Origin of the sequence: Cupriavidus basilensis (genome assembly GCF_000876015.1) — a bacterium.
Taxonomy (GTDB): Bacteria; Pseudomonadota; Gammaproteobacteria; order Burkholderiales; family Burkholderiaceae; genus Cupriavidus; species Cupriavidus basilensis_B.
Map to the genome: position 1 here is coordinate 64,452 of NZ_BBQM01000019.1, position 25,487 is coordinate 89,938.

Here is a 25,487-nt window from a genome sequence, read left to right on the forward strand (position 1 = left end):
GCGTCCTACGCGGCGGGCGCTTCGCCGCCGGACTCGCCGCCGGCGCCGCTTTCCGCCTGATCCGCCTCCCCCGCATCCTCTGCCGCCAGTCCGCTCCCGCCGCGCAGCGACTCCAGGAAATGGATCACCGTGTCCGCCTCGCGCGTGCGCTTGAACGGCGGCAGGCTCTGCCAGATCTGGCGGCCGTAGGGCTTCTCCACCAGCCGGGTATCGCAGATCACCAGCACGCCGCGGTCGGTTTCCGAGCGGATCAGGCGCCCGGCGCCCTGCTTGAGCGTGATCACCGCGTGCGGCAACTGATGCACGGCGAACGGGCTCAGCCCCTTCTTCTGCAGCACTTCCATGCGCGCGGCCAGCACCGGGTCGTCGGGCGGCGCGAACGGCAGCTTGTCGATGATGACCAGCGACAGCGCCTCGCCGCGCACGTCCACGCCTTCCCAGAAGCTCTGGCTGCCGACCAGCACCGCGTTGCCGAGCTCGCGGAAGCGGTCGAGCAGCTCGGTGCGGCTGGCCTGGCCCTGCACCAGCAGCGGCAGTTCCAGGCCGCGCTCGGCGAAGGCGTCGTAGAGCAGGTCCGAGGCGCGCTGCACCGCGCGCAGCGTGGTGCACAGCAGGAAGGCGCGCCCGCCGGCGGCCTCGATCAGCGGCAGCGCGGCCTGCACCACGGCGTCGGTGAACTGCGGCGACTGCGGCGCCGGCAGGTCGCGCGGCACGTAGAGCAGGCCCTGCTCGGCGTAGTCGAACGGGCTCGGCAGCGTGAGCGATTTCTCCTTGTCCAGCCCGAGCTGCGCGGCGTAGTGGCTGAAATTGCCCTTCACCGACAGCGTGGCGGAGGTGAAGACCCAGGCGCGCGGATGCCCCTCGCGCTGGCGCGTGAAGATCGGCGCGATCGACAACGGCGTGCGGTGCAGCTGCACGGTATGCGAGAACACCTCCACCCAGCGCACGGTGTCTGGCCCGAAGGCGGCTTCCGGCGTGGCGCCATCGGCACCATTGGCACCGGCACCCTCGGCGCCCTCGCCGCCGGCCGGGGCCGGTTTCGGCGCGGCCTTGGCGTCGCTGCGCCACGCGGCCAGGCGCTGCTCCAGCTCCACCGCGCGCCGGTGGCACTGCTCCAGCGATTCGGCGCGCTCGGCCTGGCTCTCGAGCAGGGCCACGAAATCCGCCAGCGCGCTTTCCAGCGCGTCCAGCGTCTCGAAGAACGGCTTGCCGATGCGCGGATCGGCCTCGACCTGGCTGACCGCCAGGCGCACGTTGTCCTTGCTGAAGGCCAGCCGCAGGTCGCGCGCGGCGCGTTCCAGCGGCGCGGCCATGCGCACCCAGTCCGCCGCGTCGCGCGCATGCGAGAGGCCCTCGGCCACGGTGTCGCGCGCGATCTCCAGCAACTGGCTGGTGGACAGGCTCTCGCCGAAGAACAGCGTGGCGGTTTCCGGCAACTGGTGCGCTTCGTCGAAGATCACGGTGTTGGCCGCCGGCAGCAGTTCGGCCATGCCGGTATCGCGCAGCACCACGTCGGCGAAGAACAGGTGATGGTTGACCACCACGATGTCGGCCTGCTGCGCCTCCTTGCGCGCGCGCATGACGAAGCACTCCTTGTACTGCGGGCACTCCGTGCCGAGGCAGTTGTCGCGCGTCGACGTGACCAGTTGCCAGACCGGCGCGTTCTCCGGCACCGAGGCCAGCTCCGCCTTGTCGCCCGACGCCGTGACCTTGGCGAAGCTGGCGATCTCGCGCAGCCAGGCCGCATCCTGGCGCGACGCCAGCCGGCCCTGCGCCTCGGCCCGCTCCAGGTGGTAATGGCACAGGTAGTTGGCCCGCCCCTTGAGCAGCGACACCGACACCGGCACGTTGAGCGCGCGCCGCACCGTGGGGATGTCGCGCAGGAAAAGCTGGTCCTGCAGGTTCTTGGTGCCGGTGGAGAGGATCACCTTGCCGCCCCACAGCATCGCCGGCACCAGGTAGGCGAAGGTCTTGCCGGTGCCGGTGCCGGCCTCGACGATGACCGTGTCGCTGCGCTCGATGGCGCCCGCCACGGCCGCGGCCATGCGCTCCTGCGCGTCGCGCGGGCGGTAGCCGTCGATGGCCTGCGCCAGCGTGCCGGTCCTGGCGAAGATGGTGGCCAGCTGCGCCGCGTGGGCGGCCGCCTGGTCGACCTGGCCCGCCGGCACGGCGGCGGCGCCTTCGGAGACGCCGGAGGCGTCGGGCGTAGCCGGGGCCGCGAGCGTATCGGGCATGTCGGCGGTGTCGGGGAGATCTTCGGAGGCAGGCAAGGCGGGGCTTTCTGGCGAGCCGGCTCGGCGCCGGCCCGTGGATGAGAGGGATGAAGAGATCGGGAGGTCGGAAAGGTCGATCGGCGGGCGCTCAGGCGGGCACGTCCGGCTCGAGCTGAAGCTGGAGCAGCGTGATCGCATCCTTGAGCTTGAGGCGGCGCTTCTTCAGGCGCCGCATCTGCAGTTCGTCGTGCACGGCGTCGGCCGCCATGCGGTCGATCAGGTAATCCAGGTCGCGGTGCTCGATCTGCAACTCCATGATCTGCCGCGCTAGGGTATTCAGGTTGCGGTCCATAGGCTCCCCCTGCTCAAGGCCGGCGCTGCGCCGGCGGCGCCGGCATGGTGTCGGGCACCGGCTGTTGTCGCCAATCGTGGCCTGTCATGGCCTGTTGCTGCCTGTCCTGGCCGGCATTGCCCCCGGCCCCGGGCGCGGCTCGCGCCGCTCAGAAGCCGAAGGGCCGCGGCGCCGAGCCCTGCCCTTGCTGCTGTTCCTTGGCCTTGGCGCGGCGCTCGTCGAGGTCCTTCTGCCGCTGCTCGGCGTCGCGCTGCTTGGCGTCGAAGGCCTTGACGTTCTCCTGCCGCTGCTGGGCCTTTTGCGCGCCCTGCTCCTGCGCCTGCTTCACGCGGGCATCGAAATCCGCCTGCTTCTTGTCGTAGGCCTGCGCGTTGGCGGCGCGCTGCGGCGCGCCCGCCGCGTGCTCGGCGTCGCGCAACTGCTGCTCCTGCTGCTTGCGCTCGAAGCTCTCGCGGCTGGCCTGCTCGTTGGCCTCGCGCTTGGGCTGGTCGGCCTCGTATTCGGCGCGCTGGACGGCCTGCTGGCGATCGCGCTCGACCGCCTTGAAGGCACGCTCGGCCTCGCCGACTTCCAGTTCCCGCTTGCGCAGCACCTGCAGCTCGGCGCGCTGCTGGTCCTTGGCCTTGTCGAGGCAGTGGGTGACGAAGAACTTGCTGTAGCAGTCGTGCGCGGCCTGCCCGTAGCGGTAGTTGGTCCATTCGCGCGAGTCGCCGATGGCCTTGCGCTCGGCGGCGAAGTCCCGGGGCGGCGCCTGCGGCGCGGTGGCCTCGGGTGCCGCTGCGGGCGCCTGCGCCATGCCGGGCACGGGGCATAGCCAGGCCGCCGCGAGGGCGGCCAGCACGATGCGCCGCGCCCGCGGCAGGCGGGGCGCGCGGGCCACCGCGCGGGTGGCGCGGGGGGCGGGGAACGCGGCCGGATGAGCGGCCGGATGTGGCTTGACGATCATGCCCCGATTCTATCACCCGGCCTGCCTCCTGCCGCGCCGCCGGCGCGCGCGTGCCGCGGCACGGCGCGTGCGGCCGCGCGCCGCGTCGCGGCGCTGCGCGCTTGTGGCAAAATGCCCCGCTTTCGACTGACTGTTTTCCTGATGTCCAATCTGCCAGCTTCCGTCACGCAAAAGATCGTGTCGCTCATCGCGGCCGAACTGTCCGTCCAACCCCGCCAGGTGGCGGCGGCCGTAGCACTGCTCGACGAAGGCGCGACCGTGCCCTTTATTGCCCGCTACCGCAAGGAAGTGACCGGCAACCTTGACGACACGCACCTGCGCACGCTGGAAGAGCGCCTGCTCTATCTGCGCGAGATGGAAGAGCGCCGCGCCGCCATCCTCGCCTCGGTCGAGGAACAGGGCAAGCTCACGCCCGAGCTGCGCGCCGCCATCGAAGGCGCCGAGACCAAGCAGACGCTGGAAGACCTCTACCTGCCCTACAAGCCCAAGCGCCGCACGCGCGCCCAGATCGCGCGCGAGTGCGGGCTGGAGCCGCTGGCGCAGGCGCTGCTGGCCGACCCCACGCTGGACCCGCAGGCCGAGGCCGCCAAGTACGTCAACGGCAATCCCACCGCCGACGGCGGCGTGCCCGACGCCAAGGCCGCGCTGGACGGCGCGCGCGACATCCTCTCCGAGCAGTTCGGCGAGACCGCCGAGCTGCTCGGCAGGCTGCGCGAGCACCTGTGGAGCAACGGCCTGGTGAGCTCGTCGGTGATGGAAGGCAAGGAAGGCGCAGAGGAAGAAAAATTCCGCGACTACTACCAGTACAGCGAAACCATCCGCACCGTGCCGTCGCACCGCGCGCTGGCGCTGTTCCGCGGCCGCAACGCGGGCGTGCTGATGGTCAAGCTGGGCCTCGGCGAAGAGCAGGACGCGCTGGTGCCGCACCCGTGCGAAGGCATGATCGCGCGCCATTTCGGCATCCAGAACCAGAACCGCCCCGCCGACAAATGGCTCGGCGACGTGTGCCGCTGGTGCTGGCGCGTCAAGGTGCAGCCGCACCTGGAAACCGAACTGCTGACGCAGTTGCGCGAGACCGCCGAGAGCGAGGCCATCAAGGTGTTCGGCCGCAACCTGCACGAGCTGCTGCTGGCCGCGCCGGCGGGCCCGAAGTCCGTGATGGGCATCGACCCGGGCATCCGCACCGGCTGCAAGATCGCCGTGGTCGACACCACCGGCAAGCTGCTCGACACCGCCACCATCTACCCGCACGAGCCGCGCCGCGACTGGAACGGCTCGCTCGCCACGCTGGCGCGCATGGCGAAGCAGCACAACGTGATGCTGGTCTCGATCGGCAACGGCACCGCCAGCCGCGAGACCGACAAGCTGGTGCAGGACCTGATGAAGCAACTGCCCGAAGCCAAGCTGACCAAGATCGTGGTCAGCGAGGCCGGCGCCTCGGTCTACTCGGCATCCGAGCTGGCGGCCAAGGAATTCCCCGACCTCGACGTGTCGATCCGCGGCGCGGTCTCGATCGCGCGCCGCCTGCAGGACCCGCTCGCGGAACTGGTCAAGATCGACCCCAAGTCCATCGGCGTGGGCCAGTACCAGCACGACGTCAACCAGCGCGAGCTGGCGCGCGCGCTCGATGCCGTGGTGGAGGATTGCGTCAACGCCGTGGGCGTGGACGTCAACACCGCCTCGGCGCCGCTGCTGGCGCGCGTGTCGGGTCTGAACTCGGTGCTGGCGCGCAATATCGTCGAGTACCGCGACGCCAACGGCGCCTTCTCCAACCGCGACGCGCTGAAGAAGGTGCCGCGCCTGGGCGACAAGACCTTCGAGCAGGCCGCCGGCTTCCTGCGCATCAACGACGGCGACAACCCGCTGGACCGCTCCTCGGTGCACCCGGAAGCCTATCCGGTGGTCACGCGCATCCTCGACCACATCAAGAAGGGCCTGCGGGACGTGATGGGCAACCGCGAAGCGCTGCGCGGCCTCTCGCCGACGGCCTTCACCGACGAGACCTTCGGCCTGCCGACCGTGCGCGACATCCTCGCCGAGCTGGAAAAGCCCGGCCGCGATCCGCGCCCCGAGTTCAAGACCGCCACCTTCCAGGACGGCGTGGAGGACATCAAGGACCTGCAGCCCGGCATGGTGCTCGAAGGCGTCGTCACCAACGTGGCCGCGTTCGGCGCCTTCGTCGACATCGGCGTGCACCAGGATGGCCTGGTCCATATCTCGGCGCTGTCCTCCAAGTTCGTCAAGGATGCGCACGAGGTGGTCAAGGCCGGCCAGATCGTCAAGGTCAAGGTGATGGAAGTGGACGTCAAGCGCAACCGCATCGGCCTGAGCATGCGCCTCGACGACGAACCGGGCCAGGCCCTGGCGCGCGCCGGCCAGGGCGAGCGCGGCAATGGTCCGCGCCAGGGCCAGAACAAGAGCTTCGGCGGCGGCCGCCGCGAAACCGAGCCGGCCGGCGCGATGGCGGCGGCGTTCGCCAAGCTCAAGCGCTGAACGCGCGGGGCGGAAGAACGCCCTCCAGGCCGCAGATTACCGAGGTTGCCTCCCCTCTCCCGCATGCGTGAGAGGGGAGACAGCCTTCGGCAATATGATGGCGCGCCAGCAATCCGAAAACACCCTCACCGCCCTCCTCTCCCGCCCATCAGACTGGACCGCCCGATCACCGTCGCCGTCTTCTCCGGCGGCGCCGGGTCCGAGAAGCCGGCCGCCTCGATGGCCGGCGTCAGTTGCCGCAGGCCGGCGTTCCTGCGCGTGCTGCGCAGCGATTCCATGCCGTCGTTCCATGCGTGCAGCATCTGCTTGGCCACGCCGCGCCAGCGCGGCTCGTTGCGCGATGCCTCGATGAGTTCGTGGCCCACCGCCACCGCCGAATCGCACAGCGCCTCGACCATCGCCGCATAGCGGCGCGGCGGGATGCCCATGCGCGTGTTCAGCAGCCGCTCCAGCGTCTTGCCCGCGGCCCAGGTCTTGCGTCCGTCGATGAACAGGCCCGGCGGGTTGCTGGCGAAACGCGGGTAGGCCTGGGTGGTGACGATGTCGTAGACCGGGCTGAACCTCACGTCGTCCACGCCCGAGTAGTACAGCGCGATGTTCTTGGCATGGCAGTCGGCATTGCGCACCACGTAGTTGACCAGCAGGTGCCAGGCCAGGTGTTCCATCTGCGCGTGCAGCGCGTCGCGCGCGAGGTAGGCGCGCGACGCGGCCAGCACCTTCTCCGTGGTGGCCGCGTATTTCTCGTGCGGCGGCAGCCCCAGCAGGCTGCACATGTCTTCCACGCCGTAGACCGGCAGGCCGTCCTTGTCCACGTCGAAGCGCTCCACCACCAGCGCGCGGCCGTCGTCCGACATGCGCGTGGCGGCAACCGGCACCGCCTGCAGGCGCGCCAGCACGCGCATCGAATAGAACTCGTTGAAGCCGAGGAACGGCGTGCTGTCGTCCGAGCCCTTGACGATGTAGCGGCTGGTGCGCAGCGTGGGCTTGCCCAGCGGCGCGGCTTCCGCGCCCTGCGCGTCCGGCGCGATGAACTTGGGTACCGCGCCCGAGATGGCGGCGCGCGCGTATTCCCTGACCAGCGCGGCGAAATGCGCCTCGGTGTTGTCGCCGTGCAGGATGCGCTGCACGTCCAGGCCCCGCAGTTCCGTGCCCGGCGCCACGCCCTCGGGCGTCACCGTGACGCGGCCGATGCCCATCGCGCCGACCACCGCCAGCAACGACAGATCGGTGCCGTCCAGCAAGGGGCCGAACTGCTCGCGGATCAGGTTGAGCAGGAAGCCCTCGGGCAGGTTCTGGCGGAAGAAGGGATGAAGGTCGCGCGGCCAGCGCCACGGGTCCTCGCGCACCGGCATGGCCAGCGAGACGAAATCCTGCGGCCGGGCCTCGGGCAGGTACCGCAGCACGTATTCGTCGCGCTCGCGGTAGAGCGTGGCGACCCGCCGCCGCATGACATGGACGTCGAGCCTCATTGCGGTGGCGCCTCGCGCTGCTCGGCCAGGATGTCGTCGAGCGTGCGGCCGTGGCCATGCCTGACCGCCTTCAGGTCGTAGCCGGCCGATTCCAGCAGGCGCACCAGCGCGGACACGCTCATGTCGCCGCGCGCGAGGGTTTCCATGCGGGCGACGGTGGTGCGCGCCACGCCGGCGCGCTCGGCCAGTTCCTGCTGGGACAGGCCGGTTTCGCGGCGCACCTCGCGCAGCATCTCGCCGATGTCGGCCAGGGTCGTCATTCTGTAGCCTCCGGGCATCAAAACGGGTTGGATTCCGCTTTATTGTAGCCGGTGGGCGACAAAACGGAAGCCGAATTTTGATGCCTCGCGGCTACAGAAGTCCCGTTTTCACGATACCCCGTAGCCCCCGGGCCACAACAACGATCAGATCTCCACCTTCGTGCCCAGCTCCACCACGCGGTTGGCGGGGATCTGGAAGAAGTCCGAGGGCTTGGCGCCGTTCTGATGCATCCACGCGAACAGGCTTTCGCGCCACATCGACATGCCCGGCAGCTTGGACGGGATCACCGATTCGCGGGCGATGAAGAACGAGGTCTCCATCAGTTCGAAGGCCATGCCGAGCTTGCGCTGCGCGAGGTCCAGCACGCGCTGCACGTCGGGCGTTTCCTTGAAGCCGTATTCGGACTTGAGGATGAACACGCCGCCGCCGAGGTCCTTGCAGGTCAGGCGGTGGTCGTCGTCCACGTAGGGCACGTCGCGCGTGACGAAGCTCAGGAAGACCACGCGCTCGTGCAGCACGCGGTTGTGCTTGAGGTTGTGCAGCAGCGATACCGGCACCGATTCGGTATTGCCGGTCAGGAACACCGCGGTGCCTTCGACGCGATGGGGCGGGTGCGCCAGCAGGCCGCCGATGAACGGCTCGAGCGGGATGCCGTCCTCCAGGCTGCGGGCGCGCAGCAGCTTGCGGCCGCTGTGCCAGGTCATCAGCAGGAAGAACGCGGTGCCGCCCATCAGCAGCGGGAACCAGCCGCCTTCGGCGACCTTGAGCAGGTTGGCGGAGAAGAAGGCCAGGTCGACCAGCAGGAAGCTCACGCCGATCAGCGTGACCAGCACCGGGTTCCACTTCCAGACGTTGCGCATCACCACCGCCGCCAGGAAGGTGGTGATCACCATCGTGGTGGTCACGGCGATGCCGTAGGCGGCCGCCAGGTTGTCGGATTTCTTGAAGGCCACCACCACCGCCACCACCAGCACCAGCAGGATCCAGTTGATCACCGGCAGGTAGATCTGGCCGATCTCGGCGGCCGAGGTGTAGCGGATGCGCATGCGCGGCACGAAGCCGAGCTGGATCGCCTGGCTGGTCAGCGAGAACGCGCCCGAGATCACCGCCTGCGAGGCGATCACGGTGGCGCAGGTGGCCAGCAGCACCATCGGCAGCAGCAGCGCCTGCGGCACCATCAGGTAGAACGGGTTGCTGATCGCCTCGGGGTTGCGCAGCAGCATCGCGCCCTGGCCGAAGTAGTTCAGCATCAGGCAGGGCATCACCAGCACGAACCAGGCGAAGCGGATCGGGCGCCGGCCGAAATGGCCCATGTCCACGTACAGCGCCTCGGCGCCGGTCAGCACCAGGAACACCGAGCCCAGCACGATGAAGGCCTGCAGCGAATGCTCGGTCAGGAAGCGCACGCCGTAGAGCGGGTTGACCGCCAGCAGCACCGACGGCACGCCCGCCAGGTTGTACACGCCGAGCGCGCCCAGGGCCAGGAACCAGACGATCATGATCGGGCCGAACAGCTTGCCCACCGCGCTGGTGCCGCTGCGCTGGATCATGAACAGCGCCACCAGGATCACCAGGGTGATCGGAATCACGAAATGCGACAGGCCGGGCGCGGCGATCTCCAGCCCTTCCACGGCGGAGAGCACCGAGATGGCGGGCGTGATGACCGCGTCGCCGTAGAACATGCACGCGCCGAAGATGCCCAGCATCATCAGCATCTTGGCGGTGCGCGAGCGCGGCGAGGCGGTGCGCAGGGCCAGCGCCATCAGGGCCAGCACGCCGCCTTCGCCATCATTGTCGGCCCGCATGACGAACATCACGTACTTGATGGACACCACGATGGTCATGGCCCAGAACAGCAGCGAGATGATGCCCAGCACCGCGTCGCTGCTGAACGGAATGCCATGCTCGGTGCTGAAGCACTCCTTGAGCGAATACAGGGGGCTGGTACCGATATCGCCGAAGACGACGCCGATCGCGCCGATCACCAGTGCATGCTTGCTGGGACTTTCGACGAAATAATGACTGGTTGCGGTCTGGGTCATGGATAGGGGTCTGGTTTGAAAGGCTCGCGCAACGCGCCGGACGCCCGGGCCAGGGGGCCGGGACGGTCGGGACAAGCAAAACGGGCAAAAGCGGGCCGCTCGCGCTATTGCATTGCACAAACGCGCGCCATTCTAGATGAAGTGCCGGGTGACGACCACTGGGGAGCATCCTGCCTTGCAGAACCTGCCTGGTGCTGGTGACCGGGCAAGCATGCGAGCGAAGTCCCGCCCGGTCAAGCGCTTGCGCGCGCCGGCCCGCCGAATCCCGGCGCGGCCGCGCGCGGGCTGCGTTGCCGCATCGCCACACGGAATGGCTCATGGATCACAATCAAATGCCGAGATAACGATCCAGCGCGCCGGGCTGGGCGGCCAGCACGGCCGCGGGCCCGTCCATCACGACCAGCCCTTTTTCCAGCACCGCCACGCGGTCGGCGTTGGCCAGCACGGCGCGGTAGTTGCGGTCCACCACCACCGAGGCGATGCCGGTGGCGCGCACGGTGGCGATCACCCGCCAGATCTCCGCCACGATGCGCGGCGCCAGCCCCTCGGTGGCCTCGTCCAGGATCAGGCAGTCGGGGTTGGTCATCAGCGCGCGCCCGATCGACAGCATCTGCTGCTCGCCGCCGGACAACTGCTGGCCGCCGTGGCCGAGGCGCTCCTTGAGGCGGGGGAACAGGTCCAGCACCCTCGCCTCGTCCCAGTCCTGCCGCCCGGACGGCCCCTTGCGCGCCGCCATCACGAGGTTCTCGCGCACCGACAGATTGGGAAAGATGCCGCGCCCTTCGGGCACGTAGGCCACGCCCAGGCGCGCCACCTCGTGCGGCTGCGCGCGCGAAACCTCGCGCCCGGCGGCGAAGATGGCGCCCTGGCGCTGCCGCACGTGCCCGAGCAGGGTCCGCAGCAGCGTGCTCTTGCCCATGCCGTTGCGGCCCAGCAGGCCCACCGTCTCGCCCCGCCCGACGCGGAAGTCGATGCCGCGCAGCACATGGCTGCTGCCATACCAGGCGTGCACGTCCGTGGCCGCGATGATCTCGCTCATGCCGCCTGCTCCCGGCCCGCGCCGCGGCGTGGCCCGCCTTCATGGCTGCCTCCGGCGCTCCCGTGCCCACCCTCTTCCGCGTCCCCTTCCGCGTCCTCTTCCCCCAGGTATGCCTGCCGCACCTCGCGGTTGAGGCGGATCGACGCGGGATCGCCCGAGGCGATCACGGTGCCGTTGACCATCACCGTGATGCGGTCCGCCACCGAGAACACCGCTTCCATGTCGTGCTCCACCAGCAGCACCGCGTGGCCGTCGCGCAGCGAGCGCAGCAGCGCCAGCATGCGCGCCGACTCCTCCGCGCCCATGCCGGCCAGCGGCTCGTCGAGCAGCAGCACGGTCGGCTGGGTGGCCAGGCACATGGCAACTTCGAGCTGCCGCTTCTGCCCGTGCGACAGCGCGGTGGCCACGGTGTCGGCGCACGCGGCCAGGCCCGCGCATTCCAGCGCCTCGTCGCCGAGCGCGCGGCTGGTGCGGCAGCGCTGCGCGCCCTCCCACAGCCGCCACGCGCGCTGGGCGCGCGACTGCGCCGCCAGGCGGCAGTTCTCGCGCACCGTCAGCGGCAGGAAGATGTTGTTGCGCTGGTAGCTGCGGCCGATGCCCGCGCGCGCCAGCCGCGGCTGCGCCCAGCCGGTCACGTCGCGCCCCTGCAATTGCAGCGAGCCCGCGGACGGCGGCAATTCGCCCGACAGCATGTTGATCAGCGTGGACTTGCCCGCGCCGTTGGTGCCGATCACGGCATGGATCTCATGCAGGGCGAGGTCGATGTCCACCTCGCCCACCGCGGTAAGGCCGCCGAAGCGGCGCGTCAGCCTGCGCGCCGACAGGACCGGTGCGTTCATCGCGATTCTCCTTGTCCGCGGCGCGCCCGCGGCAGCGCCAGCACGCGCGCCAGGCTGACCAGCCCGTGCGGCAGCAGCGCCACCGCCACGATGATGAAGCCGCCCATCAGCAGTTGCCAGTGCCGGGTCAGCGTGCTGAACCACTCCGCCAGCAGCACGAAGGAAAAGGCGCCCAGCACGGCGCCGGCCAGGCTGCCGGCGCCGCCCAGGATCACCATCAGCATGGCATTGCCGGACTGGTGCCAGGACGCGATCTCCGGATTGACGAAGCCATACTGGATCGCATACAGATAGCCCGCCAGCCCGGCGAAGGTGCCGGCCACCACGAACGCGCCGAGCTGGTAGCGGTAGGTGGCGTAGCCCGCCGCGCGCATGCGCTGCTCGTTGTGGCGGATGCCCACCAGCGCGTGGCCGAAGCGCGAGCGCAGCACCAGCGCCAGGCCCGCCACGGTGAGCACCAGCGCGCCGAGCACCAGCCAGTAGAAATGCGCGACGTCGTTGACGTCGAACGGGCGCGCGCCGAGCAGGTCGAATTCCGGCCGGAAATAGATATAGGTGCCGTCGCTGCCGCCCGCGATCCTGGTGTCGTGGAACACGAAGAACACCATCTGCGCGAACGCCAGCGTGACCATGATGAAATACACGCCGCGCGTGCGCAGCACCAGCGCGCCCACCACCAGCGCCAGCGCCGCCGCCGCGGCGAGCGCGCCGAGCAGCAGCAGCCAGCCGTTGCCGGGCCCGGCCTGCGGCGCCAGCATCGCGGTGGCATAGGCCGCCACCGCGAAATAGGCCGCGTGCCCCAGGCTGACCAGCCCGGCATAGCCGATCAGCAGTTGCAGCGACAGCGCGAAGATGGCCATGATCATGACCTTGCTGAGCAGCTCGATGTAGAAGCGCTGCCCCTGCTCGCCCAGCAGCAGCGGCAGCACGGCCAGCAGCGCGAACAGCGCCAGCCAGCCCAGGCCGCCGCGCCACGGCGCCGCGCCCGCGCGCAGGCGCGGCGCGCCCTCCAGTGCATTGATGTCGCCCGGCATATGCCTACCCCGCCTTGAACAAGCCCTGGGGTTTCCAGAGCAGGATGAGTGCCATCAGCAGGTAGACCAGCACGCCCGAGGCCTCCTGCCAGAACACCTTGCCGAAGGTGTCGACGAATCCCAGCAGCAGCGACGCCACCAGGGCGCCCTTGACCGAGCCGATGCCGCCGATCACCACCACCACGAAGCACACGATCAGCACCTGCCCGCCCATGCCCGGGTAGACCGACGACACGGGCGCCGCGATCATGCCGGCCAGCACCGCCAGCGCCACGCCGAGCGCGAACACGAAGCGGTACAGCACCGTCACGTTGATGCCGAGCGACTGCACCATCTCGCGGTTGGCGGCGCCGGCGCGGATCATCATGCCCAGCCGCGTGCGGCGGATCACCACGTACATGGCCGCGGCCACCAGCAGGCACACCGCCGAGATGAACAGGCGGTAGACCGGGTAGGTCATCTCGTTGCCGATCGGCAGCGCCCAGTCGAGGAACGGCGGCACCGTCACGCCATGCACGTCGTCGCCCACCAGGATGCTGCGCATTTCCTCGAAGACCAGGATCAGGCCGTAGGTCATCAGCACCTGCTGCAGGTGCTCGCGCTGGTAGAGATAGCTGAAGAACGCCCACTCCAGCACGTAGCCGAACGCCACCGCCAGCACGATGCCGAGCGGGATGGCGGTCAGCAGGCTGCCGGTCAGTCCGGCCAGCGTGAAGGCCAGGTAGGCGCCCAGCATGTAGAAGCTGCCGTGGGCGAGGTTGATCACGCCCATGATGCCGAAGATCAGGGTCAGGCCGCTGGCCACGAGGAACAGCAGCAAGCCGTACTGGATGCTGTTAAGGCACTGGATGAAGAAGGAAACGATGTCCATGCGGCAAGGCGGCAGCCCGGTTGCGAAACGAGGAAGGCGGGAAGAAGGACCGCGGGAAGACGGAACGCGCGAAGCAGGCCGGACCAGGACCGGGCCGCCGCGCCCGCGGCTGGCGCGAAGACGCGGCAGACGCGGCAGACGCGGCGCCGCGGCCCGGGCGCTCAGATCCGGCAGCCGCGCGCCGGGTCGGCCAGCGCCTTGACGGCGATGCCGCCGACCTTGTTCTCGCGGCCGTCGACCTTGCGCAGGTAGAAGTCCTGCACCGGGTTGTGCGCCTTCGACAGCGTGAACGAGCCGCGCGGGCTGTCCACCCGGGTCAGCTCCATCGCCTTGACCACTTCGGCCTTCCTGGTCATGTCGCCCTTGACCGCGCTGGCGCCGGCGGCCAGCAGCTGGGCCGCGTCGTAGCCCTGCACGGCGTACACGTCCGGCTGCAGCTTGTAGGTCTTGGCGTAGCCCAGGCGGAAGCTCTGGTCGCGCGGATTGGCCAGGCCGTCGGCATAGTGCAGCGTGGTTTCCAGGCCCTGCGCGGCCGCGCCCTGCGCCTCCAGCGTGCCGTCGGTGAGGAAGCCCGAGGCGTAGAGCGGGATCTTTTCCTTGAGGCCCGCCGCGGCCCAGTCCTTGACGAACTTCACGGCGCCGCCGCCGGCGAAGAACACGAACACGGCGTCCGGCTTGATCGACGCCACCTCGGTGATGAGCGCCTGGAACTCGACGTTGGGGAACGGCAGGCTCAGTTCCTTCACCACCTTGCCGCCCTTGGCCTCGAAGGCTTCCTTGAAGCCCTTGACCGACTGCTCGCCGGCCGCGTATTTCCACGTCAGCGTGACCACGCGCTTCATGCCGCGCTCGGCCAGCACGTGGCCCATCGCGTAGCCGGGCTGCCAGTTCGAGAACGAGGAGCGGAAGATGTTCGGCCCGCACAGCGGCCCGGTGGCCTCGTCCACGCCCGCGTTGGGGATGATCAGCAGCGTGTTGTTTTCCTTGGCCACCTTGACGATGCCCATCTGCACGCCCGAATGGACCGTGCCCACCACCACGTCAACCTGGTCGCGCTTGATCAGCTTGCTGGCGTTCTCGGGCGCCTTGGCCGGATCGGATTCGTCGTCCACCTTGAAGTATTCGATCTCGCGCCCGCCGAGCCTGCCGCCCTGCTCCTGCACGTACATCCTGAAGCCGTTCTCGATGGCGTTGCCGAGCGAGGCGTAGGTGCCGGTGTAAGGCAGCATGAAGCCGACCTTGATCTTGCCGCTGCCCTGGGCGGCGGCGGTGCAGGCAAAGGATGCGGCGAAAGATGCGGCGATGGCAAGGCAAGCGGGGGCCAGCCCGCGCGCTGTGAAGCGATGCATGGACGTCTCCTGGTGGTCAAGCCGATTTCCGTCGCCGTGGCTGGCATCGCCGGACGGCGGGGTTGCCGCGGGCCGGCGCGCAGGGCGCGAAATTATTTTAGGTATGAAGTATGTGCCGTTATAAACCGGACCGCCGCCTCCGTCAACGGTCCCGGCTGGTCGCGGTGCGGGGAGTGTGCGCACCGCGCGAGTTTAAGCAGGACGGTTTGCGGCGCATATCGATGGATACCCTCGATCTGCATCATGGTCCCGTACTCGTCGTCCTCGCCCTGCACCGCCAGCACCGGGCAGCGCAGCTGCGGCAGCAGCGGGCGCAGGTCGAAGGCGCGGAAAGCGGGATCGAGCCAGATGTCGTTCCAGCCCCAGAAGGCGGAGTCCACGTCGTCGTGATGGCGCGCGAGCTTGCCGCGCAGATCGGTGTTGAGGTAGGTCTCGCGCGTGGCGCGGATGCTCTCGACCGAGACGTCCTCGACCAGGATGTGCGGCGCCAGCACGGTGATGCCGTCCACCGCCTGCGGGAAGCTGGCCGCGTAGATCAGCGCGATCGAGCCGCCGTCGCTGTGGCCGAACAGCCAGGGCGCGCCGCGGCCGCGGCCGGGCCCGATGTCGAGCGCGTCGAACAGCGCGGGCAGCGCTTCGCGCGCCTGCCGGTGCATGAAATCGACGCCCCATTTTTCCTCGGCCGGGCGCGGCGTGGAGCGGCCATATCCGTAGCGCGACAGCACCAGCCCGCGGAAGTCGCCGGCCTCGCACAGCGCGGCGGGATAGTCGCGCCACAGGCTCACCGAACCCAGCCCCTCGTGCAGGAACACCAGCAGCGGCCGCGCCTCGCGCTGCGGCCTGAGCCACTGCACTTCCATGTGGATACGGCGCCCGTCGAAGGGAATCTCAACCAACTCGCTTTGCATGCCTCTTTGCCTCTGCTTCCGTTCTGTTGTCTTCAATCCGCTGCGTTCAGCCCGCCGCGCCGGCTTCCTCGCGCTGGCGCAGGCGGAAGCGCTGGATCTTGCCGGTGGCGGTCTTGGGCAGCTCCGCCACGCACTCGATCTGGCGCGGGTATTTGTAGGGCGCCAGCCGCGACTTGACGAAGGCCTGCAGCTCGGCCGCCATGCCATCGTGCCAGCGCTGGCCCGGGCGCGGCACCACGAAGGCCTTGGGCTTGACCAGCCCGTCGGCATCGCTCACGCCGATCACCGCAGCCTCCAGTATCGCCGGGTGCTGGGCCAGCACGGCCTCCACCTCGAACGGCGAGACGTAGATGCCGCCGACCTTGAGCATGTCGTCGCTGCGCCCCGCGTAGATGAAATAGCCGTCGGCGTCCTGCCGGTACTTGTCGCCGCTGCGCGTCCACTCGCCCACGAAGGTGTCGCGGCTCTTGTCGCGGTTGCCCCAGTACATCAGCGCCGCGCTCGGCCCCTTGATGAACAGGTCGCCGATCTCGCCGGGCGCGCACGGCTGGCCGGCTTCGTCGAGCAGCTTCAGCTCGTAGCCCGGCACCGGCTTGCCGGTGGTGCCGTAGCGCACCTCGCCGGGCCGGTTCGACAGGAAGATGTGCAGCATCTCCGTGGAGCCGATGCCGTCGAGGATGTCGCAGCCGAAATGCGCGCGGTAGCGCTCGCCGATGTCCCGCGGCAGCGCCTCGCCGGCCGAGGTGCACACACGCATCGACACCTGCGCGCGCGGCGGCAGCTCGGCCGCCGCCAGCATGCCGGCGTAGAGCGTGGGCACGCCGCAGAACACGGTCGGGCGCTGCTCGCAAAGACGGCGGAACACGGCCTGCGGCGTGGGGCGCTCGGCCATCAGCACGGTGGTGGCGCCGACCGACAGCGGGAAGGTCAGCGCGTTGCCCAGGCCGTAGGCGAAGAACAGCTTGGCCGCGGAGAACACCACGTCGTCCTCGCGCAGCGCGAGTATCTGGCGCGCGTAGAGATCGGCGGTATGGAACAGGTTGGCGTGCGTGTGCACGGTGCCCTTGGGGCGGCCGGTGGAGCCGGACGAATAGAGCCAGAAGGCGATGTCGTCGGGCCGCGTGGCGGCGGCCTGCGGCAGCGGCGCGCCCCGCGCCGCCATCGCGGCCACGCTGTCCGTATCGTCGCTCGCCTCGCCGTCCGCTTCGCCATCCGCGGGCGCGGCGAGGATGAAGGCCGGCGCGGTGCCCGCCCGGGCGGCGGCCTCGCGCAGCACGGCCGCCAGCGGCGCCGACACCACCACGGCGCGCGCGCCGCTGTGCCCCAGCATGTAGGCGTAGTCGTCGGCGGTCAGCAGCGTGTTGACCGCCACCGGCACCACGCCGGCCAGCAGGCTGCCGAGAAAGGCCGTGGGGAAATCGACGGTATCGAGCGCGCACAGCAGCAGGCGCTCCTCCGGGCGGATGCCGGACGCCAGCAGCGCCGAGGCGAAGCGGCGGCAGCGCGCATCGAGCGCCGCGTAGCCGAGCGCGCCGGCGTCGTCCACATAGGCGGTCTTGGCGCCGCGGCCGGCGGCGAGGTTGCGGCCGAGCAGGTCGGCGGCGGCGTTGTAGCGGGCCGGCAGCACGGCCACGGCCGCTCCGGCCGGCGCTTGCGGGGGGGCCACTGGGGGCGTCATGTCTCCACTCCTCCAAGCCGTGCCCCGCCTTGTGCGCAAGGGCGGCGGGGTGGCGGCATCCGGTTGGTTCTTGGTCGGCAGCCTGCTTGTCTGCCTCTTTTGACAATGCATTTTATTGCATATCAATCATTATGCAATCAGAGAAATGCACTATATGGCAGGATCGATGCGTCGCTTATCATCGCCGCCCCCGACATATCGCAGCAGCCTTACCGTTGCCGCTTGACCGGATGCCCTGGGCACCCCGCGCGGGAGAGCCGCCCCATCGAAAGGCATTATTTTGCATATCACGAGACAAGCAAGAATGGAAAGCGCACATCCGGGCAGACCGTGCGCGCCTTGGCCGCAAAGACCTCCGGCAACGCGGGCATGGGAGATACCCGAAAGGTGTGCTTTAGTGCTTCCCTTGCGAAACATGGCACCTATAATGTTTCTCAAGAAACAGGAGCGAGGCGATGCAAACCAGGCAACTCCCCGAGCGCGATCCCGCCGGCGGTCCCGACCCCGGCACCACCCTGACCAAGGCGGTCATGCGCGCCGCCGGCTTTCTCGGCATCAGCCAGGCGGGCGTGGCCAGCGTGCTGGGCATCAGCACGGCCTCGGTGTCGCGCATGGCCTCCGGCGGCTATGTGCTCGACGCGCATCGCAAGGAATGGGAGTTCGGCGTGCTGTTCGTGCGCCTGTTCCGCTCGCTCGACGCCATCCTCGGCCACAGCGACCAGGCCCGCCTCTGGCTGGCCAACGAAAACCTGGCGCTCGGCGGCAAGCCGGGCGAACTGATCCGCACAACCGAGGGCCTGGTACGTGTCGTCCACTATCTGGATGCCACCCGCGGTCGCGTCTGAGCGCCGGCCGTTCGCGCTGACGCTCTGGCGCGCGGTGGAGGCGCAGCACGTGGTCTCGACCATGCCCCTGGTCGACAGCCTCGAGGAGCAGGCCGTGCTGGAGGCCGTGCTCGACGCCGGCAAGCCCGCCGTGCCGGCCGAGGCGCGCCATCTCCATTACCTGCTGTTCACGCCGTTCCGCTATCCGCCCTCGTCGTGGGGCTCGCGCTTTCGCGGCCCGCAGGACCCGGGCGTGTTCTATGGCGCCGAGCAGGTCCGCACCGCGTGCGCGGAGCTCGGCTACTGGCGCTGGCGCTTCCTGCGCGACAGCCCGGCGCTGCCGCGCATCGACGCGCGCCCGCACACGCTGTTCCAGGTCAGCGTGCGCACCGACGGCATCGCGCTCGACGCGCCGCCGCTGTCCGAGCACGCGGCCCGCTGGACCGACCCCGACCACTACGATGCCTGCCATGCGCTGGCGCGCGCCGCGCGCGAGGCCGGCCTCGGCATGATCCGCTACAGCTCGGTGCGCGATCCCGAGCACGGCCCCTGCGCCGCGCTGCTGACGCCGCGCGCGTTCGCCGAGCCGCAGCCGCTGACCACCACCACCTGGATGCTGACGGTGCGGCCCGACCGCGTGATCTGGCAGCGCGACGACCTGCTCCAGCGCGACAGCTTCCAGTTTCCCGCCGCGCCGTGGCAGGCGCCCGCCGCGGACGGCGCGCAGGACTGAGCGCCGCCCGGTCCGCGTGGCGGGGCCGCCGCCTCGCCTAGCAGGGAATTGTGAATCGGGTGTTGCAATGCAAAAGGAATAGCCTTATAATCTTTTTCTTCGACGGACGCGGGGTGGAGCAGTTGGCAGCTCGTCGGGCTCATAACCCGAAGGTCGCAGGTTCAAGTCCTGCCCCCGCAACCAACACTTCGTCGAGACACCATGCAGCAAGACAATGACGCCCTCCGAGGGCGTTTTTTGTTTTGTGCGTGTTTTGTGCGCCCGGCGCTGCGCACCGCCCGCGCAGCCGGCCGCGCACCAGCATCCGGACATTCCCCGGGGCGCCCCGCGCAAGCGCATCGCACGGCTCCGGCAGCGTCCACGGGCGGTGATACACTTTCGCCATTCCTCCCGGACGCCCCTCATGAAATTCTGCTCGAACTGCGGCCATGCGGTCGTGCTGCGCATCCCCGAAGGCGACTCGCGCCCGCGCCACCTGTGCGAGAACTGCGGCACCATCCATTACGTCAACCCGCGCAACGTGGTCGGCACCATTCCCGTGTGGGAGGACAAGGTGCTGCTGTGCAAGCGCGCCATCGAGCCGCGCTACGGTTTCTGGACGCTGCCGGCCGGCTTCATGGAGATCGGCGAGACCACCGCCCAGGGCGCCGCGCGCGAGACGCTGGAAGAAGCCGGCGCGCGCGTGCAGATCGGCGAGCTGTTCTCGATCCTCAATGTGCCGCACGTGCACCAGGTGCACCTGTTCTACCTGGCCACGCTGGAGGATCTCGACATCAGCGCGGGCGAGGAAAGCCTGGAGGTCAAGCTGGTCGAGGAGGCCGACGTGCCGTGGGACGAGCTGGCCTTCCCCACCGTGATCCACTCGCTGCGCTGCTTCTTCGCCGACCGCGCGGCGGGCAGGCTGGCCGACGGCAGTTTCCGCCTGCACAGCCTGGACATCGACAAGCCGATACGCCCGCTCACCAGCCGCGCCACGGTCGAGCCCTGATCCCTTCACCCGAGGCCGCTCCCGCCGCCCGCGCACCCGCCCATCCCGCATGATCACCTGGCTGGATCCGCATGATCCGTTTCCGCCGGTCGAGCGTGCGCTCGGCCCGGGCACGGACGCGCCCGGCCTGCTCGCCGCCAGCCGCGAGCTCTCGGCCCAGCGCCTGCTGCTGGCCTACCGGCAAGGCATCTTTCCGTGGTACGCCGAAGGCCAGCCGGTGCTGTGGTGGAGCACCGACCCGCGCATGGTACTGCCGCCGCAGGCGCTGCGCGTGTCCGCCACCTTCCGCAAGACCCTGCGGCGCGTGCTGCGCGACCCGGACTGGGAGATCCGCGTCGACGCCGGCTTCACCGAGGTCATGCAGGCCTGCGCGCTGACGCCGCGCGAGGGCCAGCACGGCACGTGGATCACCGAGGACATCATCGCCGCCTACGGCGCGCTGCACCAGAACGGCCTGGCCCACAGCGTGGAGAGCTGGTACCGCGGCGAGCGCGTGGGCGGCCTGTACGGCGTGGCGCTGGGGCGCATGTTCTACGGCGAATCGATGTTCGCGCGCCGCACCGACGCCTCCAAGATCGCGCTGGCCGCGCTATGCGCGTTCCTCGGCATGCACGGCGTGGCGATGATAGACTGCCAGCAGGAAACCGACCATCTGGCCTCGCTCGGCGCCAGCCCGATTCCGCGCGCGGAGTTCGCGGCGCATGTGCGCCTTGCCACCCGCCAGCCGGACATCGAGCCGTGGCGCTTCGACAAGACAGTGCTCCGGCACTGGACCCTGGCGCCGGACACGGCCTGCGGCTAGCGCCCGCGAGCGCACGCCGCACACCGCGCGGCGGCTTCCCTTGCATCGCCGTTTCATCCCTGGCCGCCGCAGACAAATGAGCAAGCTAAAGGAACTACCCCTTTCCGCGCTGCAGTTCTACGCCACCGCGCCCTATGCTTGCAGCTACCTGGACGGGCGCATGGCGCGCTCGCAGGTGGCCACCCCGGCCCACCTGATCAACGCGGACGTCTATTCGCGGCTGGTGCGCGCGGGCTTCCGCCGCAGCGGCATCTTCACCTACCGCCCCTATTGCGACGAATGCCACGCCTGCACGCCGTGCCGCGTGCTGGTGGACCGCTTCGCGCCGGACCGCAGCCAGCGCCGCGCGTGGCGCCAGCACGAGGGCCTGCAGGCGCTGGTGGCGCCGCTGACCTACGTCGAGGAACACTACGCGCTCTACCTGCTGTACCAGTCGATGCGCCACGCCGGCGGCGGCATGGACCAGGACAGCCGCGACCAGTACGAGCAGTTCCTGCTGCAAAGCCGCGTCAACTCGCGCCTGGTGGAATTCCGCGAGCCGCCGGGCTCGCCCGAGGCCGGGCGCCTGCGCATGGTCAGCATGATCGACGTGCTCGACGACGGCCTGTCCTCCGTCTACACCTTCTACGATCCGCTGGAGATGGGCGCGAGCTACGGCACCTACAACATCCTGTGGCAGATCCGCCAGGCGCGCGAGCTGGCGCTGCCGCACCTGTACCTCGGCTACTGGATCGCCGACAGCCGCAAGATGGCCTACAAGGCACGCTACCAGCCGCTTCAGGTCCTGACCGGCAACCAGTGGCGGCCGTTCGACGCGCCCGCCGCGCCGGCGCCGCAGGGCGCGCCCACCGCCGCGCCCGTGATCCCGCCGCAGCCCGGCGAGAACGGGCCCGGCGGCACGCTCTAGCCGCCACGCGCGGCGCGCGCAGTGCGCTCGCGGGGCGGCCCAGCCGTTACAATGCCGGCCTGGCCCCGACTTCCAAGCTGATCCCCTGTGCTGAACGCGCTCTATCCCCTGTTTCGCCCCGCCCTGTTCTCGATGGATGCCGAGGACGCCCACCACTTCACGCTGAACAACCTGCGCCGCGCCAAGCGCCTCGGGCTGGCGGGCTGCATCGGCAACACCATCGCCGACGACCCGCGCACCGTGATGGGCGTGCGCTTTCCCAACCCGGTCGGCCTGGCCGCCGGCCTGGACAAGGACGGCGCGTACATCGACGCGCTGGCCGCGTTCGGCTTCGGCTTCATCGAAGTGGGCACCGTGACGCCGCGCGCGCAGCCGGGCAACCCGCGCCCGCGCATGTTCCGCCTGCCCCAGGCCGACGCGCTGATCAACCGCATGGGCTTCAACAACGGCGGCGTGGACGCCTTCATCGCCAACGTCACCGCCTCGCGGTGGAAGGCCGAGGGCGGCGTGCTGGGCCTGAACATCGGCAAGAACGCCGACACGCCGATCGAGCGCGCGGTGGACGACTACCTGCACTGCCTGGAGCGCATCTACCCGCACGCCAGCTACGTCACCGTCAACATCTCCTCGCCCAACACCAAGAACCTGCGCCAGCTGCAGGGCGCGAGCGAGCTCGACAGCCTGCTGTCCACGCTCAAGGCCGCGCAGCAGCGCCTGGCCGACCAGCACAAGCGCTACGTGCCGCTGGCGCTGAAGATCGCCCCCGACCTCGACGCCGACCAGATCGGCAACATCGGCGACGCGCTGGTGCGCCACCGCATCGACGGCGTGATCGCCACCAACACCACCATCGCGCGCGACGCGGTCAAGGGCCTGCCGCACGGCGAGGAAGCCGGCGGCCTGTCGGGCCGGCCGGTGTTCGCGGCCTCCACGCGGGTGGTCGAGGGCCTGCGCGCGGTGGTCGGCGAGGCCGTGCCCATCGTCGGCGTGGGCGGCATCTTCGGCGGCGCCGACGCGCGCGCCAAGATCGCCGCGGGCGCGCAGCTGGTGCAGGTCTACAGCGGGCTGATCTACCGCGGGCCGGTGCTGGTGAAGGAATGCGCGGAGGCGCTGCGGGGCTGACACGGGTCTGGTGCGGGCCCGATGTGGGGCCGATGTGGGCCCGATGTGGGCACGATGTGCGCCTCATACGCGGTTTTCCCAATCGCCGTATCATCCCCATCCCACTCTCCTCCGTGTGACAAGGACAAAGAACGTCATGGAAACCATCCGTCTGGGCCGCAGCGACCTGGAAGTCTCTCGCATCTGCCTCGGCACCATGACCTTCGGCGAGCAGAACACCGAAGCCGAAGGCCACAGCCAGCTCGATTACGCCGTCTCGCGCGGCATCAACTTCATCGACACGGCCGAGATGTATCCGGTCAAGCCGCGCGCCGAAACCTACGGCAGCACCGAGCGCATCGTCGGCACCTGGCTCAAGCGCCAGCAGCGCGACCGCATCGTGCTGGCCACCAAGGTGGCCGGCCCGGCCCGCATGCCGTGGATCCGCAACGGCGGCGACCTCACGCCGCAGAGCATCCGCGAGGCGGTGGACGCCTCGCTGGCGCGCCTGCAGACCGACTACATCGACCTCTACCAGATCCACTGGCCGGCCCGCAACGCGCCCAACTTCGGCCAGAAGCAGTTCGATCCGGCCAAGGAGCGCGAGTGCACCTCGATCCAGGCCCAGCTCGAAACGATGGGCGAACTGGTGCGCGCCGGCAAGATCCGCTACGTGGGCGTGTCCAACGAAACGCCGTGGGGCGTGGCGGAGTTCGCCAAGCAGGCCGAGCTGCACGGCCTGCCGCGCATCGCCACCATCCAGAACCCGTACAACCTGCTCAACCGCAGCTTCGAGCAGGGCCTGGACGAGGCCTGCTTCCGCACCGACGTGAGCCTGCTGGTGTACAGCCCGCTGGCGTTCGGCCAGCTCACCGGCAAGTACCTCGCCGGCACGCCGGAGCAGCCGGCGTTCGACGCGCAGGCCAAGGGCCGCCTGACCCGCTTCCCGGCCGACTGGAGCCCGCGCTACCTGCGCCCGGAAAGCCTGGCCGCATCGGCGCGCTACGTGAAGCTGGCGCGCGCGCACGGCATCTCGCCGGCCACGCTGGCGCTGGCCTGGAGCTACTCGCGCTGGTTCGCCGCCAGCACCATCATCGGCGCCACCTCGCTGGAGCAACTGCGCGAGGACGTCGATGCATGGCAGGCGCGCTCGTTGCCCGAAGACGTCACCGCGGCGATCGAGCGCATCCACGCCGAAATCAACAACCCGGCGCAATAAGAACGCGCAGCAAGCAGGCGCCTGGCGCCGCGCCACCCGCGCCCCGCCCTACCCGCGGCTTGCCCCTTCCGGCGCACTGGAACGGGGCAAAGCGGGCAAATCGGGCGGCGAAAATGGTATCCTCGCAGGCTTATCGCCGTCGCAAACCGTCGCGCCACGGCGACTGCCTGCCCGCCGCCAGGCAAGTCGCCGCGCCACGGCTGCGGCCGGCCCGCGCCGATCCGCCACGGATCCGCGGCCGGCCGGGACGGCGGACCGGACCTGAGACCGGTGAAAAACAATGAGCGGCTCACCACCCAGAACCCATATCCGGGGGAGATCATAACCATGAAGTGCCTGAAGACATCGACCAAGACCATCCTGGCCAGCGCCGTGGCCCTCGCGCTGCTGTACGGCGGCGCCGTGCAGGCCCAGACCGTCAAGGTGCTCTCGATCGTCGACCATCCTGCGCTGGACGCCATCCGCGACGGCGTGCGCGACGAGCTGAAGAGCGCCGGCTATGACGCCGACAAGAACCTGAAGTGGGAATACCAGAGCGCGCAGGGCAATACCGGCACCGCCGCCCAGATCGCCCGCAAGTTCGTCGGCGACCAGCCCAGCGTGATCGTCGCCATCGCCACGCCGTCGGCGCAGGCCGTGGTGGCCGCCACCAAGTCGGTGCCAGTGGTGTATTCCGGCGTGACCGACCCGGTCGCCGCGCAACTCGTCAAGGGCTGGAGCGCCTCCGGCACCAACGTGACCGGCGTGTCGGACAAGCTGCCGCTGGACAGGCAGGTCGCCCTGATCAAGCGCGTGGTGCCCAAGGTCAAGACCGTCGGCATGGTCTACAACCCCGGCGAGGCCAACTCGGTGGTGGTGGTCAAGGAACTGAAGGCGCTGCTGGCCAAGGAAGGCCTGGCGCTCAAGGAAGCCGCCGCGCCGCGCACGGTGGACATCGGCGCCGCCGCCAAGAGCCTGATCGGCAAGGTCGACGTGATCTACACCAACACCGACAACAACGTGGTGTCGGCGTACGAGGCCCTGGTCAAGGTCGCCAACGAGTCCAGGATCCCGCTGGTGGCGGCCGATACCGACAGCGTCAAGCGCGGCGCCATCGCGGCGCTGGGCATCAACTACGGCGACCTCGGCCACCAGACCGGCAAGGTGGTGGTGCGCATCCTGAAGGGCGAGAAGCCCGGCGCGATCGCCTCCGAGACCAGCGACAAGCTCGAACTGTTCGTGAACACCGGCGCGGCCGAGAAGCAAGGCGTGACGCTCTCGCCCGAACTGATCAAGGAAGCGAAGACCGTCATCAAGTAAGACGGCACGCCGAGCCTGCGCGCACGCGCGCAGGCGGCTCTATCCGGGCCGCCCCCCGGAACGCCCGCGCCGCGCCGCCTGACCCGGGCGGCGCGCCGGGCGTTTCAGATCCGGCCTCCC

General features: G+C 69.6%; 22 protein-coding genes and 1 tRNA gene. 10 read left to right on the forward strand and 13 right to left on the reverse strand.

Going from position 1 to position 25,487, the window contains the following annotated elements; translation table 11 throughout:
* Positions 1-5 precede the first annotated feature (5 nt).
* The 3 genes from KF708C_RS20580 to KF708C_RS20590 all read right to left on the reverse strand — a co-directional run bounded on the left by KF708C_RS20580 (position 6) and on the right by KF708C_RS20590 (position 3,511).
* On the reverse strand, positions 6-2,234 hold the full coding sequence (locus tag KF708C_RS20580) for an ATP-dependent DNA helicase (protein ID WP_059413083.1): 2,229 nt from the start codon (positions 2,232-2,234) through the stop codon (positions 6-8).
* Positions 2,235-2,361: 127 nt separating this feature from the next.
* The gene (locus tag KF708C_RS20585; RefSeq protein WP_020201219.1) at positions 2,362-2,565 is read right to left on the reverse strand and encodes a YdcH family protein; all 204 of its coding nucleotides are present in this window, start codon (positions 2,563-2,565) and stop codon (positions 2,362-2,364) included.
* A 148-nt stretch (positions 2,566-2,713) separates the two neighbouring features.
* Positions 2,714-3,511, reverse strand: a complete 798-nt coding sequence (locus KF708C_RS20590; RefSeq protein WP_059413084.1) for a hypothetical protein — start codon at positions 3,509-3,511, stop codon at positions 2,714-2,716.
* Positions 3,512-3,652: 141 nt separating this feature from the next.
* Here KF708C_RS20590 and KF708C_RS20595 point away from each other — a divergent pair, with 141 nt between their 5' ends.
* Complete coding sequence (locus tag KF708C_RS20595; RefSeq protein ID WP_059413085.1) at positions 3,653-6,004, forward strand: Tex family protein; 2,352 nt, start codon at positions 3,653-3,655, stop codon at positions 6,002-6,004.
* Positions 6,005-6,129: 125 nt separating this feature from the next.
* Here KF708C_RS20595 and KF708C_RS20600 read toward each other — a convergent pair whose 3' ends face one another.
* The 10 genes from KF708C_RS20600 to KF708C_RS20645 all read right to left on the reverse strand — a co-directional run bounded on the left by KF708C_RS20600 (position 6,130) and on the right by KF708C_RS20645 (position 17,494).
* Complete coding sequence (locus KF708C_RS20600) at positions 6,130-7,473, reverse strand: type II toxin-antitoxin system HipA family toxin (protein WP_059413086.1); 1,344 nt, start codon at positions 7,471-7,473, stop codon at positions 6,130-6,132.
* Entirely contained in the window at positions 7,470-7,733 is a 264-nt protein-coding gene (locus KF708C_RS20605) for a helix-turn-helix domain-containing protein (protein ID WP_020201215.1), read from the reverse strand. The genes KF708C_RS20600 and KF708C_RS20605 overlap by 4 nt, the downstream gene beginning before the upstream one ends.
* 144 nt (positions 7,734-7,877) lie before the next feature.
* Entirely contained in the window at positions 7,878-9,776 is a 1,899-nt protein-coding gene (locus KF708C_RS20610; protein ID WP_020201214.1) for a potassium transporter Kup, read from the reverse strand.
* Positions 9,777-10,104: 328 nt separating this feature from the next.
* On the reverse strand, positions 10,105-10,815 hold the full coding sequence (locus KF708C_RS20615) for an ABC transporter ATP-binding protein (RefSeq protein WP_059413087.1): 711 nt from the start codon (positions 10,813-10,815) through the stop codon (positions 10,105-10,107).
* Entirely contained in the window at positions 10,812-11,654 is an 843-nt protein-coding gene (locus KF708C_RS20620; protein WP_020201212.1) for an ABC transporter ATP-binding protein, read from the reverse strand. The genes KF708C_RS20615 and KF708C_RS20620 overlap by 4 nt, the downstream gene beginning before the upstream one ends.
* Entirely contained in the window at positions 11,651-12,688 is a 1,038-nt protein-coding gene (locus KF708C_RS20625; RefSeq protein WP_156173893.1) for a branched-chain amino acid ABC transporter permease, read from the reverse strand. Before KF708C_RS20625 ends, KF708C_RS20620 begins: the two co-directional genes overlap by 4 nt.
* Positions 12,689-12,692: 4 nt before the next feature.
* Entirely contained in the window at positions 12,693-13,559 is an 867-nt protein-coding gene (locus KF708C_RS20630; protein ID WP_059413088.1) for a branched-chain amino acid ABC transporter permease, read from the reverse strand.
* 161 nt (positions 13,560-13,720) lie between these two features.
* The gene (locus KF708C_RS20635; RefSeq protein WP_020201209.1) at positions 13,721-14,908 is read right to left on the reverse strand and encodes an ABC transporter substrate-binding protein; all 1,188 of its coding nucleotides are present in this window, start codon (positions 14,906-14,908) and stop codon (positions 13,721-13,723) included.
* A gap of 92 nt (positions 14,909-15,000) precedes the next feature.
* Complete coding sequence (locus tag KF708C_RS20640; RefSeq protein WP_059413089.1) at positions 15,001-15,816, reverse strand: alpha/beta fold hydrolase; 816 nt, start codon at positions 15,814-15,816, stop codon at positions 15,001-15,003.
* Between the two features lie 46 nt (positions 15,817-15,862).
* Positions 15,863-17,494, reverse strand: a complete 1,632-nt coding sequence (locus tag KF708C_RS20645) for a benzoate-CoA ligase family protein (RefSeq protein ID WP_059413090.1) — start codon at positions 17,492-17,494, stop codon at positions 15,863-15,865.
* A gap of 455 nt (positions 17,495-17,949) precedes the next feature.
* Between KF708C_RS20645 and KF708C_RS20650 the strand changes: the two genes are divergently transcribed.
* From KF708C_RS20650 to KF708C_RS20690, 9 genes are all read left to right on the forward strand, one after another.
* Complete coding sequence (locus tag KF708C_RS20650; RefSeq protein WP_020201206.1) at positions 17,950-18,339, forward strand: MbcA/ParS/Xre antitoxin family protein; 390 nt, start codon at positions 17,950-17,952, stop codon at positions 18,337-18,339.
* Positions 18,299-19,051 (forward strand): RES family NAD+ phosphorylase, encoded by a 753-nt coding sequence (locus tag KF708C_RS20655; protein WP_197090393.1) that lies wholly within the window; start codon positions 18,299-18,301, stop codon positions 19,049-19,051. Before KF708C_RS20650 ends, KF708C_RS20655 begins: the two co-directional genes overlap by 41 nt.
* A gap of 107 nt (positions 19,052-19,158) precedes the next feature.
* A tRNA-Met gene (locus KF708C_RS20660) sits at positions 19,159-19,234 on the forward strand.
* A gap of 220 nt (positions 19,235-19,454) precedes the next feature.
* The gene (locus tag KF708C_RS20665) at positions 19,455-20,039 is read left to right on the forward strand and encodes an NUDIX hydrolase (protein WP_059413091.1); all 585 of its coding nucleotides are present in this window, start codon (positions 19,455-19,457) and stop codon (positions 20,037-20,039) included.
* A gap of 49 nt (positions 20,040-20,088) precedes the next feature.
* Positions 20,089-20,841 carry a leucyl/phenylalanyl-tRNA--protein transferase gene (gene aat / locus KF708C_RS20670; protein ID WP_059413092.1) on the forward strand — a complete coding sequence of 251 codons (753 nt, stop codon included), beginning with the start codon at positions 20,089-20,091 and terminating at the stop codon, positions 20,839-20,841.
* A 76-nt stretch (positions 20,842-20,917) separates the two neighbouring features.
* Positions 20,918-21,748, forward strand: a complete 831-nt coding sequence (locus tag KF708C_RS20675) for an arginyltransferase (RefSeq protein ID WP_059413093.1) — start codon at positions 20,918-20,920, stop codon at positions 21,746-21,748.
* An 87-nt stretch (positions 21,749-21,835) separates the two neighbouring features.
* A complete protein-coding gene (locus KF708C_RS20680; protein WP_059413094.1) occupies positions 21,836-22,870 on the forward strand; it encodes a quinone-dependent dihydroorotate dehydrogenase in 1,035 nt (344 codons plus the stop codon).
* 136 nt (positions 22,871-23,006) lie between these two features.
* On the forward strand, positions 23,007-24,068 hold the full coding sequence (locus KF708C_RS20685) for an aldo/keto reductase (protein WP_059413095.1): 1,062 nt from the start codon (positions 23,007-23,009) through the stop codon (positions 24,066-24,068).
* Positions 24,069-24,395: 327 nt separating this feature from the next.
* Positions 24,396-25,367 (forward strand): ABC transporter substrate-binding protein, encoded by a 972-nt coding sequence (locus KF708C_RS20690; protein ID WP_059413096.1) that lies wholly within the window; start codon positions 24,396-24,398, stop codon positions 25,365-25,367.
* Positions 25,368-25,487 lie beyond the last annotated feature (120 nt).